12 protein-coding genes are annotated in these 13,363 nt (G+C 54.7%); 10 read left to right on the top strand and 2 right to left on the bottom strand.

Features of this window, described 5'->3' with window-relative positions; all coding sequences use genetic code 11:
* Window positions 1-15 precede the first annotated feature (15 nt).
* Entirely contained in the window at window positions 16-2,154 is a 2,139-nt protein-coding gene (locus SOM82_RS19215; protein ID WP_320460971.1) for an intracellular growth attenuator family protein, read from the bottom strand.
* 321 nt (window positions 2,155-2,475) lie between these two features.
* On the opposite strand from SOM82_RS19215, the gene nudE reads away from it, so the two are divergent.
* On the top strand, window positions 2,476-3,036 hold the full coding sequence (gene nudE / locus SOM82_RS19210; RefSeq protein ID WP_320460970.1) for an ADP compounds hydrolase NudE: 561 nt from the start codon (window positions 2,476-2,478) through the stop codon (window positions 3,034-3,036).
* An 88-nt stretch (window positions 3,037-3,124) separates the two neighbouring features.
* Here the strand turns inward: nudE and mrcA are convergent, their stop codons facing one another.
* Window positions 3,125-5,677 (bottom strand): peptidoglycan glycosyltransferase/peptidoglycan DD-transpeptidase MrcA, encoded by a 2,553-nt coding sequence (gene mrcA / locus SOM82_RS19205; RefSeq protein WP_320460969.1) that lies wholly within the window; start codon window positions 5,675-5,677, stop codon window positions 3,125-3,127.
* A gap of 120 nt (window positions 5,678-5,797) precedes the next feature.
* On the opposite strand from mrcA, the gene SOM82_RS19200 reads away from it, so the two are divergent.
* The 9 genes from SOM82_RS19200 (at window position 5,798) to dam (ending at window position 13,331) form a co-directional block, all read left to right on the top strand.
* Complete coding sequence (locus SOM82_RS19200; RefSeq protein ID WP_320460968.1) at window positions 5,798-6,580, top strand: type IV pilus biogenesis protein PilM; 783 nt, start codon at window positions 5,798-5,800, stop codon at window positions 6,578-6,580.
* Window positions 6,581-6,582: 2 nt separating this feature from the next.
* Window positions 6,583-7,092 carry a PilN domain-containing protein gene (locus SOM82_RS19195; protein ID WP_320460967.1) on the top strand — a complete coding sequence of 170 codons (510 nt, stop codon included), beginning with the start codon at window positions 6,583-6,585 and terminating at the stop codon, window positions 7,090-7,092.
* A 3-nt stretch (window positions 7,093-7,095) separates the two neighbouring features.
* A complete protein-coding gene (locus SOM82_RS19190) occupies window positions 7,096-7,560 on the top strand; it encodes a HofO family protein (protein ID WP_320460966.1) in 465 nt (154 codons plus the stop codon).
* Entirely contained in the window at window positions 7,550-7,960 is a 411-nt protein-coding gene (locus tag SOM82_RS19185; protein WP_320460965.1) for a HofP DNA utilization family protein, read from the top strand. The genes SOM82_RS19190 and SOM82_RS19185 overlap by 11 nt, the downstream gene beginning before the upstream one ends.
* A complete protein-coding gene (gene hofQ, locus SOM82_RS19180; protein WP_414672123.1) occupies window positions 7,863-9,110 on the top strand; it encodes a DNA uptake porin HofQ in 1,248 nt (415 codons plus the stop codon). The genes SOM82_RS19185 and hofQ overlap by 98 nt, the downstream gene beginning before the upstream one ends.
* Window positions 9,111-9,410: 300 nt before the next feature.
* Window positions 9,411-9,932 carry a shikimate kinase AroK gene (gene aroK / locus SOM82_RS19175; protein ID WP_010436374.1) on the top strand — a complete coding sequence of 174 codons (522 nt, stop codon included), beginning with the start codon at window positions 9,411-9,413 and terminating at the stop codon, window positions 9,930-9,932.
* Window positions 9,933-9,989: 57 nt separating this feature from the next.
* On the top strand, window positions 9,990-11,078 hold the full coding sequence (gene aroB / locus SOM82_RS19170) for a 3-dehydroquinate synthase (RefSeq protein WP_320460964.1): 1,089 nt from the start codon (window positions 9,990-9,992) through the stop codon (window positions 11,076-11,078).
* A gap of 92 nt (window positions 11,079-11,170) precedes the next feature.
* Window positions 11,171-12,448 carry a cell division protein DamX gene (gene damX / locus SOM82_RS19165; protein WP_320460963.1) on the top strand — a complete coding sequence of 426 codons (1,278 nt, stop codon included), beginning with the start codon at window positions 11,171-11,173 and terminating at the stop codon, window positions 12,446-12,448.
* Between the two features lie 67 nt (window positions 12,449-12,515).
* Complete coding sequence (dam, locus tag SOM82_RS19160; protein WP_154127972.1) at window positions 12,516-13,331, top strand: adenine-specific DNA-methyltransferase; 816 nt, start codon at window positions 12,516-12,518, stop codon at window positions 13,329-13,331.
* Window positions 13,332-13,363: the final 32 nt, after the last annotated feature.

The raw sequence follows: 13,363 nt of genomic DNA, 5'->3' as shown, positions 1-13,363 counted from the left end.
TGTCGCGCAGAGGCGTTATCCGATCAGGCTCTCCGGCGCGGAGATGAGTTTGGGATTGAGGCAGCTATCGTAATAGGCCTGGATTTCAGCCAGACGCGTGCGGGAGCGTTGATAGCGACGAATCGCCGCGACACCGTTCCAGATAACGCACATCAGCATCGCGAACATCAGCAGCGTGGTGCCGATATAGCGCCATAAGCCTGCGCTGTCCGGCATACGGTGAAGGTCAATGTGACGAGTGCCATTGGCATCGGTAACGATGCCCGTCACAATCCCTTCTGCGCTAAATGGCGTTTGCATCAGCATTTGCGCCAGGCGCTGGAATTCACCCCATTGCTCCTGAGCCGGATAATCATAAAGGGCAACGGGAGGATAGGGCTGATCGACCAAATCGCTACCCTCATCGCTCACAATCACAAAACCGCCCGGAGCCGGACTGTTTAAAGCCTGCGCTGCACGAGTGGTTTCACGCATGACGAATGGCGCAGTGGAAGTGGACACCAGGTTTTCCAGCGACTCGGCGCTGACCGGGCGCAGTAACACGTTTACGCCATCAAGTCGGCCTGCGCTGGCTCGTTTGACCAGCGCTTCCCAGTCTTTGCTGTTGCCGAGGTTAACCAGTGCATTTTTGAGGCGCACACACTCATCTTCCGCAGAACATAAATCCTGTGTTTTCATCACGATGTCACCAAAATCATCCAGCAGCACCATCCCGGATTTCTGAATGGCTGAACGCAGAGACTGGCTCACGCGGGAGTTATCTTCCGGTTTGGGATGCAACTGACGGTTAATGGCCTGCGTCAACGCCGTCGCTTTACTGACGGTATCAGATTCTGGCAGCGGTAACGGCGGGGCATCGTTCCAGATTATCTGTGAACAATCGAACGGCGTGAACGGTGAGTTCTGGCGCGTGTTCCAGGTGCCTGGCGCGTGGATATTGCACATGCCGGTGCCTTTCAGCTGCAGCGTATCACCCACACGAACCCCGGCCTCTTCCAGCTGATTAACGCTGGTGGCCTCCACGGTTTGCGCGCCTTTGATCCACGAAAGAGTGAATTTGATGGGCATATCGAGCGGAACAAAGAACACCAGCATTGCCAGCACGATGGCCGCGCCTCCGGCGATCACCGTGCTACGAAGCCAGTGCTGGAGCGGAAAATTCTTCACCTCATCATGAAGTGATAAGAAACGGCCCTGGCGCACGACCTGGCGATCGAGATAAATATCAATATCGGTTTTTTGCCCCAAATCCTGGGCGATCCACGGCTGCCAGTGGCGCGGGTAGATCAGATCGATAATGCCGAGCGAGATGTTGTTGATATGTTCCTGATCGTTCTCGCCGAACAGGCCCCAGCGCTTTGGCGTACCGCGTAAGCAGTGGATTTCACGTAGCGCGGTTTTAGCCGGTGGGGCAAACAGCCCCCACAGCCCGGCGGCAAGCAGCAGGAGCGCGCCGCCCGCCAGCCACGGAGCAAAAACGTCCGGGGTGATCAGGCAGAAGAAAAAGAGCAGGAAGGCGGCGACGATCAGTACCGCTTCGCGGATCCCATCCGGGCGGCTGAGCGCGTACTCTTCATGCGTCTCCTGACGAATATTAAGCAGCTCAATTTGTTCGGTCTCTTCGCCACGAATGGATGCCTGAGTGGCGCTTGTGCGCTCCAGTGCAAAACGCGGCGCTTCCTGCACATATTCGCTCAGGGTATGGCCATTGAGGGAGATGACCAGAGGAATAGAGTCGGTATGGATCAGTTCAACGCTGTTTTCATCATTAATGTATTGCTCCCAGAATGGCGGCAGATGCACCTCGACCGAATCGAGGTAGTAGCGCCATTTATTGGGATCGTCAGTGTTGATGCCATAGCGGGTGATCGAGCGCGTCACGCACAGCACGGTATCGCTTTGCGCGTTAAGCGTAATTGACACAGGGGCAGTACTGGCGCCGGTTGGTCCAGGCGTCAGTTGAATACGGTTTAACGTATCGAGGTAATTTTCGATCGCGCTGCGTTCTTCGGGCGCAAGTTTACGCGTCGTCGCACCGGCAAAGGCATTTAAAAATGGCAGCCGATATCGACGTTGGGCCCGACGCCGGTATAACCATCCTGCAGCAAATGCGCAGACCAGCATGGCCGCGAGAAATATCAAAATGGTGCTCATGCTTTCCCCATCTTACTTATCTTCAGGTGTAGTCAGTTGCACCTTCTACCGTGAATGAGTCTCTGTGGTTGGCTATCGGCAAGTATGGAGTCGAACTTGAGCATTTTGAAGCGCATCCCAGTGACCGGAGATAATAGCAAAGGCAACCCAGGCGCGATATCAGCAAATTCCTGGAGTTATTTCAACCTCTTGACTTTTGTTTTGAAATGATGATTGATTTAAGATAAGTTGCATAAATGTAAATAAAGCGCAATTGACATTGCCGAAACCGTGCGGCATATCGCACAATGCATTCAGTTCACACAGCAAAGACCCGTCAAGATGAGCAAACCCTTACAAAAACCCATTATTCTGAACGTTGAAACCGTCGCCAAATCGCGTCTGTTCACGGTCGAAAGTGTGGATCTTGAATTCAGCAACGGCGTGCGTCGCGTCTATGAACGCATGCGTCCGTCCACGCGCGAAGCCGTCATGATTCTCCCGATTGTGGACGATCATCTGATCCTGATTCGGGAATATGCGGTGGGGACAGAGTCCTATGAACTGGGTTTCTCAAAGGGGTTGATCGATCCGGGTGAAACGGTTTTCGAAGCCGCTAACCGTGAGCTGAAAGAAGAGGTGGGATTCGGTGCGAACGATCTGACCTTCCTGAAAAAGCTGAGTATGGCGCCCTCGTATTTCTCCAGCAAAATGAATATCGTTGTGGCTGAAGATCTCTATCCGGAATCACTGGAAGGGGATGAACCCGAGCCGCTGCCGCAGGTTCGCTGGCCGCTTGCGCATTTGATGGATTTGCTGGAAGACCCTGATTTTAACGAAGCCCGGAACGTGAGCGCGCTTTTCCTGGTGCGTGAATGGCTGAAAGGGCAGGGACGTTTATAGCTGGCTGATGCCCGCTCCCCACTCTTTTCCCCGTAAGCTGGCAAAAAAAACGGTAACCACTGGTTACCGTTTTTGCTTTTTGCAGGTGTCAGAACAACTCGTGCGTCTCGCCGTTGTCGATAAGCTCGGTTCCCACCTCATGCACCGCCTGAGTGGTCGGCTGCGTGCCTTCGATGAAATACTCTGCCCGGCTGTTGCCGCCGTTCGCTAACTGACCCGTGCTGCGATCGATATTCACCGTCACGACGCCCGGCGGCGGGGTGAGTGGCTGCTCCGGAACGCCTTCGAGCACGGCTTTCATGTAAGCGTCCCACGCCGGTTGCGCACTCTTCGCGCCGCCTTCGTAACCCGAAATCTGGTCTTTGATCGCCCCGGAAGCACTGGTACGACCCAGGTCACGGCGGTGATCGTCAAAACCGATCCAGACGGACGTCACCACACCCGGCCCGTATCCTGAGAACCAGGCGTCTTTCGAGCTGTTGGTGGTCCCGGTTTTACCGCCGATATCATGGCGCTGTAAATCGCGGCCTGCACGCCAGCCAGTACCCTGCCAGCCCGGTTCACCAAAGATGTTGGTATTCAGAGCGCTCTTGATCAGGAACGACAGCGGGGTATTGATCACGTGTGGAGCATACTCCGGCGCACCACTCTGAGCGACCAGCGCCTGGTTGGCCTGTTCAAGCTGCGGCTTCGGAACGAAGGCATTCTGTTGCTCTTGCGACATGGCAACGTCTTCCATGTCTTTATTATCCAGAACGTTAGATTTCGGCGTATCGCCGTAAATCACAGGGATATCACATTCAGGACAGGCAATTTTTGGCTTCGCTTCAAACAGTACGCCGCCCTGATCGTTCTCGATTTTGCTGATGAAATACGGATCGACCAGGAAACCGCCGTTGGCCATTACCGAGTAGCCGCGCGCCACCTGTAATGGCGTAAAGGAGGCGGAGCCGAGGGCCAGCGATTCGGTATGCACGATGTTTTGCGCCGGGAAGCCGAAGCGTTGCAGATATTCAGCCGCATAATCGACGCCCATGGCGCGCATGGCACGTACCATCACCACGTTTTTGGATTGCCCCAGACCCTGGCGTAAACGGATTGGCCCTGAATACTCTGGCGGGGAGTTTTTCGGCTGCCAGTCGGAGCCGGCACCGGCATCCCAGCGCGAAATCGGTACGTCGTTGAGAATACTCGCCAGCGTCAGACCTTTATCCATCGCCGCGGTATACAGGAACGGTTTGATATTCGAACCGACCTGACGCAGCGCCTGAGTGGCGCGGTTAAATTTGCTCTGGTTGAAATCAAACCCACCCACCAGCGCCATGACGGCACCGTTTTGCGGATTGATCGACACCAGCGCGGAGTTCACGTCGGGAACCTGCGCCAGCCACCAGGCGTCGTTGACCTGACGAACCCAGATTTGCTGCCCGGTTTGCACGACATCGGTCACTTTACGCGGGGTCGGGCCTTGCGACGTATCGGAGCGATACGGGCGAGCCCAGCGGATCCCGTCCATGCGCAGCGATACGGAGGTGCCGTCGGCCATCATCGCGGTGGCTTCCTGCGGATCCGCGCTGGTGACCACTGCCGGTAACAGCGGCCCGTAGGTCGGCAGGGTTTTCAGCGAGTCGATGATTTTTTTGCTGTCCCATGCGCTTTCGCCCACTTTCCACAGCACGTTCGACGGGCCACGATAGCCGTGGCGCATGTCGTAATCCATCACATTGTTACGAACGGCCTGCTGCGCGGCCTGCTGTACTTTGCGGGTGATGGTGGTGGTGATGCGATAGCCATCTTCATACGCCTGTTCGCCGTAGCGGCTAAACATCTCCTGGCGCACCATCTCGGTGAGATACGGTGCTGAGAAGGCGATTTCTGGCGCGTGATAATTGGCGTCGATAACATCGTTGCGGGCCTGATCGTACTCAGCCTGGCTGATATAGCCTTCGCTCAACATACGCGACAGCACCACGTTGCGGCGCGCAGTCGCCCGGTCGAGTGAGTAAAGCGGGTTGAACGTTGACGGTGCTTTCGGCAGACCGGCAATGGTGGCCATTTCACTCAGCGTGAGCTGTTCAATCGGCTTACCAAAATAGACCTGCGCGGCAGCACCGACGCCATAGGCGCGATACCCCAGGTAGATCTTATTCAGGTACAGCTCAAGGATCTCGTCTTTGCTCAGCAGTTGCTCGATGCGGATAGCGAGGAACACTTCCTTGATCTTACGTGTCAGCGTTTTTTCCGGGCTGAGGAAGAAGTTACGCGCCAGCTGCTGCGTAATGGTACTCGCCCCCTGAGACGCATGACCGGAGAACAACGCGACGCTGGCGGCACGGAATATCCCCACCGGATCAACGCCGTGGTGTTCATAAAAACGGCTGTCTTCTGTGGCGATAAAGGCCTTCACCATCACCGGCGGGATCTGGTTTAACGTCAATGGGATACGACGCTTCTCTCCATACTGGGCGATCAGCTCGCCATCGGCGCTATAGACCTGCATTGGGATCTGGAGTCGCACATCACGGAGTGTGGCGACATCGGGTAGTTGCGGCTCGATATATTTGTATAAACCGTAAATCGAGCCTGCTCCCAGCAGAATGCAACAGACTGCAAGGATCAATAAATACTTTACGAACTTCACTGGAGATTTCCCATTTAGTTTCACTTGGGCAGTTTCTAAACAATCGCGCGGTAGTATAAAGGCAAGCCTGATTCATTGATATAGCCGTCAACCTGATGGTCGATAAGGAGATCGTGACGCATGGCTTTCAAAACATGGCGAACAGGTGTTCACATTCAACAAGATAGGGTGATAGCCGTTGCCCTTACCAAAGAGCGTTCCGCATGGTATCTGCGCCGTTGGTGGCAAATTCCCTTGCTGCCGGATGCCATACGTGACGGGCAAATCGTCAATCCGGAACAGGTCGTGTCCGCGCTGAGTGAGTGGAGTCGGGCATTGCCGCGTTACCATCGGATATTTCTCGCCTTTCCCGCCGCCCGAACGCTGCAAAAAGCCCTCCCGCGCCCGGGGATGCGGCTGAACGACAGTGAACAGGCTTCCTGGATTGCTTCCGCGATGTCGCGTGAACTTGAGATGGCGCCTGATGCGCTCTGTTTTGACTATGTGGAAGATACCTTGACCCAGGCATTCCACGTCACCGCCGCACAAAACAAAGAAGTTGCGGACCTGTTGATGCTGGCAAAAACGCTGCGTCTGAATCTCACGGCGATCACGCCGGATGCCGGTGCGCTGACGAATCTGTTACCTCTGCTCGCGGCTCCGGTTCAGTGCGTTGCCTGGTGCGACAGCAATCAATGGCTGTGGGCCATGCGCCACCAGTGGGGAAGAAAGAGACACGATGAGGCGGAAAACGTGGCAGATCTGGCAGCGCTACTGGCGCTTAACCCGCAGGAAATTGTCCTCTTCGATGCCCGGCAGCACGATCCTTTTAGCCTGATTTCACGCTATCAGCCGCCGTTACCCGAAAATGGCGCTGACTTCACTGTCGCTCTGGCCCTCGCAATGGGGGAGATACTGGAGTGAAAATGACCAACTTTTTGCCCTGGAGGCAGCAGCGAAAACAGCGCTGCGGGCGTTTTTGGGCACTGCTTATTGTCGGATCACTGATGATTTCGCTCGCTGCGATGATAAGCCTGCGCTCCCTCTACAGCGTTAAGGCGCAAGCGCTACAGGCACGACTGAAGGGCGACACGGCGATATTGCATCAGCTTGAGTCACATCGTGCGCAGTGGCGCGCACAGCATGAGCAGCAGTTAACACAACAAGCCGGATCCGCGCGCGTGAAAAGCCACGCCTGGCAACCCGCGCTGGTTTCACTGGCTTCCTCAATGCCTGAGCAGGCGTGGCTCACGCAGATGAGTTATCAGCACTCCAGTCTGGAGTTGACGGGCTATACCGCGACGTTTTCCGCGCTTTCAACGCTGGCGGAATCCCTGAAAAAAGTGCCAGGGTTTGTCCTTGGGCCTGCAGGTGAAATGCAGCAGGAAAGCCAGGGGCGCTGGATGTTTAGTTTCAGGCTCCAGAGTCAGGGGTGAAGCGTGGGCATCTTATTTGAACGCTGGTATTCGTTTCGTCCGCGCACCCGCATTCTCTGCTGGAGTATGAGCACAGGCGTGATTCTGTTAGGGGTCTGGCTGGCGCTGGCGCGTCCGGTATCGCTGGCGTTATCTGAGTTTGAGGCGAAGCGAGAGACGACCTCGGCTGCGATGACGGCGCTTTGGCACAGCGAGGTACGGCGACCACATCTTAGCTTCTCGGAATCAGAGCGTGTTGCGGCCGTTCCTTTCTCTCCGCTGGATTTTCAAACGCGCGACGTCCGCCTGGTCCGCTGGTCGCCCGATGCGCGGGGCGGAGAATTAACGCTTGATGCAGACTGGGCTCAGATCCCGGCTTTGTTTGAGCGTTTTACGCGCGGCGGTATGGAGATCACGGCGTTTTCGATTGAGCCCGGTAAATCGCTATTGAAGCTGATAGTGCAGGTGGAGAGCGTTAATGCGAATTGAACTGCGCGGCTTAATCCTCTGCTCACTGGTGTTTCTTACCGGCATGCGTGACCCCTTTCGCCCACCGGACGATCGCTGCGCAATCGCAAAGCTCGATCGCTGGCGGTACCAAGGGGCTGTTCGCAGCGTAGACGCCGTGGGCATGGTGAAGGATGAACAAGATCGTTGGCATCGTGTCCGGCAGGCAGATCGCTTGCCCGAGGGCTGGCGAGTGCTTGTGGTCAATGAAACTGAGATGGTCGTCGAGGTCGGTGAAGGGTGTGATCCGAAGGAGTGGCGATGGCAACGAGAAGGAGCGAAAAATGCGATACACAGGGATAGCCGTCCTGCTAATGATGTTCAGCCTGAGCGCATGGAGCGCCACGCCCAAACCCAGGCCGGTGACGCTGGCAATAGATGATGTTCCGGTGATTCAGGTGCTGCAATCACTGGCGGAGCTTGAGAACCGGAATCTGATTGTGTCTCCTGATGTTAACGGCACGCTGTCGCTACATCTGTCTCAGGTGCCATGGCGACAGGCGCTGCAGACGGTAGTCACCAGTGCCGGACTGGTGCTGCGGGAGGAGGGCGGGATTCTGTATGTTCACACTGTCGCTGGGCTGCGTGAACAACAGGCACATAGTGAGGAGGAGCAGACTCGCCGACAGCTGAACGTACCGCTGGCGTCGCGCACGTTGTCGCTGGCGTATGCCGATGCGACTGAATTGCAGAAAGCCGCTGAAAAACAGCTCAGCCCTAAGGGAAGCCTGTCCGTCGACAAACGCACCAATCGTCTGTTGGCAAGGGATATTCCTTCCGCGCTGGATAATCTTCAGCACTGGGTCGAAGAGATGGATTTGCCCGTGGCTCAGGTAGAACTGGCAGCGCATATCGTCACCATTAATGAAAAAAGCCTGCGTGAATTAGGGGTGAAATGGAGTCTGGCAGAAGGGAGCGGTGGCGGTTCTCCCGGGCAAGTGACCACCATGGGAGCCGATCTGTCCGTGGCTAACGCAACCACACATGTGGGATTTAACATTGGCCGAATCAACGGCAGGCTTTTGGATATGGAGCTTTCGGCTCTCGAACAAAAGCAACAGCTTGAGATCATCGCCAGTCCTCGTCTTCTGGCTTCGCACATGCAACCCGCGAGCATCAAGCAAGGTAGTGAAATTCCTTATCAGGTTTCCAGCGGAGAGAGCGGCGCAACATCGGTGGAGTTTAAAGAGGCCGTCCTTGGGATGGAGGTGACGCCTGTCGTTTTGCCGAATGGTCGAGTGCGTCTGAAACTTCATATAAGCGAAAACATGCCCGGGCAGGTTTTACAGCAGGCCGATGGGGAAACTCTGGCTATCGATAAACAGGAAATTGAGACGCAGGTGGAAGTGAAAAGCGGTGAAACGCTGGCACTGGGCGGCATTTTCTCGCAAAAAAACAAGTCGGGCACGGATAGCGTCCCGGGACTGAGCCAGGTTCCGTGGTTTGGACAGTTCTTTCGCCACGATGGAAAAGATAATGAGCGACGCGAGCTGGTGGTGTTTATTACGCCACGCCTGACGGGTATTCCATAATGAAAGCGATCTGGCGGCAGGATTTTGCATCCAGTTTGTTGCAGATGTTTGACGTGGGGCATGAATTAGCATACAAGGAGTACCGATTTGAGTTTCAGCTTATCCTGTCTTTCCTCTTGTTATTGCCTTAAGCATCTGGCGTGGTGATTTAATCAGTTGCCAAACAAGCAGGACTACTGAGATAATTTTTAGTCTGACTCTCGCACTATCGCATATGAGGTTTCAGTTCATGTCCTGCTACGCTGGGTGTCTGCGAAGCGGGAATTACCATTAACGAATAGTCTTAGTAGTACCGAAAAAATGGCAGAGAAACGCAATATCTTTCTGGTTGGGCCTATGGGTGCCGGCAAAAGCACTATTGGGCGCCAGTTAGCTCAACAACTCAATATGGAATTTTACGATTCTGATCAAGAGATTGAGAAACGAACCGGAGCTGATGTGGGCTGGGTCTTCGATGTAGAAGGCGAAGAAGGTTTCCGTGACCGTGAAGAAAAAGTTATCAATGAACTTACGGAAAAACAGGGCATCGTGCTGGCAACAGGCGGTGGTTCTGTAAAATCTCGCGAAACCCGTAACCGTCTCTCCGCCCGCGGCGTTGTGGTCTATCTTGAGACGACCATTGAAAAACAGCTCGCACGTACGCAGCGTGATAAAAAGCGCCCGTTACTGCAGGTTGAAACGCCTCCACGTGAAGTTCTGGAAGCATTGGCTGGAGAACGCAATCCACTGTACGAAGAGATTGCTGATGTGACCATTCGTACCGACGATCAGAGCGCTAAAGTGGTTGCAAACCAGATTATTCATATGCTGGAAAGCAACTGATTCTGGCTTTATATACACTCGCCCGCGGGTATAAGCATTTAAGGTGGATGTCGCGTCATGGAGAGGATTACAGTTACTCTCGGGGAACGTAGTTACCCTATCACCATCGCGGCTGGTTTGTTTAACGATCCAGCTTCCTTCTTACCACTGAAAGCGGGTGATCATGCAATGCTTGTCACCAACGAGACTTTGGCTCCGCTTTATCTCGACAAAATTCGTCATCTGCTTGAACAGGCGGGTGTGAAAGTCGACAGTGTGATTCTGCCTGATGGCGAGCAGTATAAAAGCCTGGCGGTACTGGATACCGTCTTCACCGCATTACTGCAAAAACCGCATGGTCGCGATACGACACTACTTGCCCTCGGCGGTGGTGTTGTTGGCGATCTGACCGGTTTTGCTGCGGCAAGTTACCAACGTGGTGTGCGTTTTATTCAAATTCCTACCACGCTATTATCTCAGGTTGATTCTTCCGTTGGCGGCAAAACAGCTGTTAACCATCCGCTCGGCAAAAACATGATTGGCGCTTTCTACCAGCCTGCTTCGGTGGTGGTGGATATCGACTGTCTGAAAACGCTGCCACCGCGTGAGCTGGCCTCCGGGCTTGCTGAAGTGATCAAATACGGCATTATTCTGGACGGTGATTTCTTCGCCTGGCTGGAAGAAAATATGGATGCCTTGCTGAAGCTCGACGAGAAAGCTCTGGCGTATTGCATCCGCCGTTGTTGTGAGCTGAAAGCAGAAGTCGTGGCAGCAGACGAGCGTGAAACCGGCTTACGTGCTTTACTCAATCTTGGGCATACATTCGGTCATGCGATCGAGGCCGAAATGGGTTACGGCAACTGGCTTCATGGCGAAGCGGTTGCGGCAGGTATGGTGATGGCCGCACGGACGTCAGAGCGCCTGGGTCAATTCAGTAAAGAAGAGACTCAACGCATCATTACGCTCCTTGAGCGAGCGGGTCTACCCGTGGCGGGACCGCGCGAAATGTCTTCGCAAGCGTATTTACCCCACATGATGCGCGATAAAAAAGTTTTAGCTGGCGAGATGCGTTTGGTCCTCCCGCTGGCGATAGGAAAGAGTGAAGTACGCGGCGGTGTGTCGCACGATGTCGTTCTTGGCGCTATTGCTGATTGCCAGCAGGCGTAAAAACTAGAAAGGTCAGGCTACGGTTAAACGTAGCTATTTAGCTTCAGGTGAAATGCAACGTCGTAAGCATGAGCCTTTGAGTGGGGTGTTAAATGGATGAATTCAAACCAGAAGACGAGCTGAAACCCGATCCCAGCGATCGTCGTACTGGTCGTTCTCGTCAATCTTCTGAACGCGATAATGAGCCACAAATCAACTTTGACGATGTTGATTTGGATGCGGACGATCGTCGCCCGTCACGTAGCCGCAATGCGCGCGATGAGCGAGAAGAAGAGGAATATGAGTCTGATGATTCAATGGACGGAGAGCCAGTAGAGCCTCGCCCGCGCAAACGTAAAAAAGCGTCGGCCCAAAAACCCGCTTCTCGTCAGTATATTATGATGGGTCTTGGTGTATTTGTTCTGCTGCTGCTGATTATCGGCATTGGTTCCGCGCTGAAGGCTCCGTCAACCAACTCAAATGAGCAGACCGCTCCCGCCGAAAAGAGCATCAATCTTTCGGGTAACGATGCTGCCGATCAGGCCAACGGTGCGCAGCCAGCCCCTGGCACGACCTCGGCTGAACAGACGGCGGGTAACACCACTCAGTCTCCGCAGGATGTCTCTCTGCCGCCGGTTTCTTCGACACCGACTCAGGGCCAGGCGACTGCCGCTCCTGAAGGCCAGCAACGTGTTGAGGTTCAAGGTGATCTGAACAATGCCCTGACGCAGCCGCAGAATCAGGATCAAGTGAACAACGTGGTGGCGAGCTCCACGCTGCCAACTGAACCTGCTACCGTGGCGCCGATTCGCGGCGGTGCGGCTCAGCCGCAGACAGCCGCAACAGAAACCAAACCGCGTCAGACACAAACGGCTCCTCGTCAGGAACGTAAACAGACCGTCATTGAGCCGAAGCGTGAAACCAAGCCACAGGCCGTTGTGAAAGCTCCGGAAGCGAAACCTGTTACACAGCCGAAGCACACTGAAACCGCAGCCGCGAAAGCGCCTGCTGCGACCACCGCTGCACCGAAGGCCACAGCACCTGCTGCGACGCCAGCGCCAGCAGCGACGGCATCAGCCAGCTCTGCGACAACGGGTAAAACGGCAGGCAACGTGGGATCGCTGAAATCAGCACCATCGAGCAACTACACGCTGCAGCTGAGTAGCTCTTCGAGCTATGACAATCTGAACGGTTGGGCGAAGAAATCGAATCTGAAAAACTATGTGGTTTATCAGACGACCCGCAATGGGCAACCATGGTATGTGCTGGTGAGCGGCGTGTACGCTTCTAAAGACGAAGCGAAACGTGCCGTTGCGGCGCTGCCTGCTGATGTGCAGGCAAAAAATCCGTGGGCGAAACCGATTCATCAGGTTCAGGCCGATTTGAAGTAATGGTTAAAGCGCAGGTTGCTGTCGGAGCTTTCTCCACAGCCGGAGAAGGTGTAATCAGTTAGTCAGCATGAAAAAAAATCGCGCTTTTCTAAAATGGGCGGGGGGGAAATACCCCCTGCTCGACGATATTAATAAACATCTGCCGAAAGGCGAGTGTCTTATCGAGCCCTTCGTGGGCGCAGGGTCGGTGTTCCTGAACACCGACTTTTCTCGCTATATCCTTGCGGATATCAACAGCGATCTCATTACCCTCTACAACATCGTTAAGACTCAGACAAATGAGTATATCGATGCGGCGCGTGAACTCTTTACCCCAGAGAACAACAACCCGGACGCTTACTATCAGTTTCGCGCAGAGTTCAACCAGAGCCAGGATCCGTTCCGGCGGGCGCTGTTATTCCTGTATCTGAACCGACACGGCTACAATGGCCTGTGCCGATATAATCTGCGTGGCGAATTCAACGTGCCGTTTGGCCGCTACAAGCGCCCATACTTCCCGCTGGCCGAGCTGCTGCATTTTGCTGAAAAGGCACAGAAAGCGGAATTCCATTGCATTTCGTATGAAAAGTGCATGGAAATGGCAAACGCGGATTCGGTGGTTTATTGCGATCCGCCGTATGCCCCTTTGTCTGCGACCGCGAATTTTACCGCCTACCACACCAATAGCTTCAGCCCCTTAGAGCAGGCTCATCTGGCTGAAATGGCGGAAAAACTGGTCAGTAAGCAAATCACGGTGCTAATTTCGAACCATGACACGCCGGATACCCGCGAGTGGTACAAAGCGGCGAAGCACCATTTCAAGGTTAAAGTGCGGCGCAGCATCAGCAGCAACGGCGGCACACGTAAAAAGGTGGACGAACTGCTGGCTCTTTATCGACCCTGAGCCGTTTCGCCCGTCGGCAAATACACTTCAAG

Origin of the sequence: Lelliottia sp. CFBP8978, assembly GCF_034046055.2 — a bacterium.
GTDB lineage: Bacteria > Pseudomonadota > Gammaproteobacteria > Enterobacterales > Enterobacteriaceae > Enterobacter.
The sequence above is the reverse complement of the archived record's forward strand: the minus strand, read 5'-3'. Positions and strand labels throughout refer to the sequence as shown.

Bases quoted from the DNA above. Each gene is read 5' to 3' on its own strand.
- aroK (WP_010436374.1), top strand. From the start codon at position 9,411: ATGGCAGAGAAACGCAATATCTTTCTGGTTGGGCCTATGGGTGCCGGC.
- SOM82_RS19215 (WP_320460971.1), bottom strand. From the start codon at position 2,154: ATGAGCACCATTTTGATATTTCTCGCGGCCATGCTGGTCTGCGCATTT.
- hofQ (WP_414672123.1), top strand. From the start codon at position 7,863: ATGCGATACACAGGGATAGCCGTCCTGCTAATGATGTTCAGCCTGAGC.
- dam (WP_154127972.1), top strand. From the start codon at position 12,516: ATGAAAAAAAATCGCGCTTTTCTAAAATGGGCGGGGGGGAAATACCCC.
- SOM82_RS19195 (WP_320460967.1), top strand. From the start codon at position 6,583: ATGACCAACTTTTTGCCCTGGAGGCAGCAGCGAAAACAGCGCTGCGGG.
- damX (WP_320460963.1), top strand. From the start codon at position 11,171: ATGGATGAATTCAAACCAGAAGACGAGCTGAAACCCGATCCCAGCGAT.
- SOM82_RS19200 (WP_320460968.1), top strand. From the start codon at position 5,798: ATGGCTTTCAAAACATGGCGAACAGGTGTTCACATTCAACAAGATAGG.
- SOM82_RS19185 (WP_320460965.1), top strand. From the start codon at position 7,550: ATGCGAATTGAACTGCGCGGCTTAATCCTCTGCTCACTGGTGTTTCTT.
- aroB (WP_320460964.1), top strand. From the start codon at position 9,990: ATGGAGAGGATTACAGTTACTCTCGGGGAACGTAGTTACCCTATCACC.
- nudE (WP_320460970.1), top strand. From the start codon at position 2,476: ATGAGCAAACCCTTACAAAAACCCATTATTCTGAACGTTGAAACCGTC.